We start from the raw sequence: 1,136 nt of genomic DNA on the forward strand, positions 1-1,136 counted from the left end.
GGCGGTGTTCGCGCCGGCCTTGGGGTGGCCGATCTTCTGCTCGAGCATCTCGGCCATCAGCTCGGTCATCGCCCACATGCCCTTGCCGATCTGCGCCTTGCCCTGCAACCCGCAGGCGAGACCGGTGTCGACGTTCCAGTCCTCGTAGGCGGTGATCCAGGTCTGCTTCTTCATCTCGGCCTTGCGGATCATCGGCCCGGCCTCCATCGAGGTGTGGATCTCGTCGCCGGTGCGGTCGAGGAACCCGGTGTTGATGAACACCACCCGCTCCGACGCTTCCTTGATGCTGGCGGCGAGGTTGACGGTGGTGCGGCGTTCCTCGTCCATGATCCCGACCTTGAGGGTGTTGGCGGGCAGGCCGAGGACCTGCTCGACGCGGCCGAACAGTTCGGTGGTGAACGCGACCTCGTCGGGGCCGTGCTGCTTGGGTTTGACGATGTAGATCGACCCGGTGCGGGAGTTGACCAGCGGCCCGGTCGCCTCGGACGTGGACAGGCCGTGGACCGCGCAGAGGGAGGTGATCAGGGCGTCGAGGATGCCCTCGGGGATTTCGGTGCCGTCCGGGTGCAGGATCGCCGGGGTGGTCATCAGGTGCCCGACGTTGCGGACGAACAGCAGCGACCGCCCGTGCAGGGTGAGCTCGGACCCGTCGGGGGCGGTGTAGGTGCGGTCCCCGTTCAGGCGGCGGGTGAACGCGGTGCCGCCCTTGGTCATCTCCTCGGTCAGGTCGCCGCGGTTGAGGCCCAGCCAGTTGCGGTAGCCGATCACCTTGTCGTCGGCGTCGACGGCGGCGACGGAGTCCTCGAAGTCCATGATGGTGGTGACCGCGGACTCGAGCACCACATCCTTGACCCCCGCCGGGTCGGTGGACCCGATCGGGGAGGTGGGGTCGATCTGGATTTCCGCGTGCAACCCGTGGTTGCGCAGCAGCACACTGGTCGGGGTGTCGGGGGTACCGAGGTAGCCGACGAACCTGCCCGGCTCGGCGAGGGCGGTGACGGTGCCGTCGGCCAATTCCACCCGCAGGGCGGCGGCGTCGACGCTGTAGCGGGCGGCGTCGGCGTGCGAGCCCTGCGCGAGGGGGGCGGCGGTGTCGAGGAAGGTGCGGGCCCAGGCGATGACCCGGTCGCCGCGGA

Annotated in this window: 1 protein-coding gene; it reads right to left on the reverse strand. The window is 69.3% G+C overall.

What is annotated here, in order from left to right:
• The coding region (locus ACFWAY_RS40720) for a malate synthase G (RefSeq protein ID WP_378514527.1) at positions 1–1,136 on the reverse strand (1,136 nt) is incomplete at both ends.

This window comes from Rhodococcus sp. NPDC059968, assembly GCF_042738615.1.
GTDB lineage: Bacteria > Actinomycetota > Actinomycetes > Mycobacteriales > Mycobacteriaceae > Rhodococcus_F.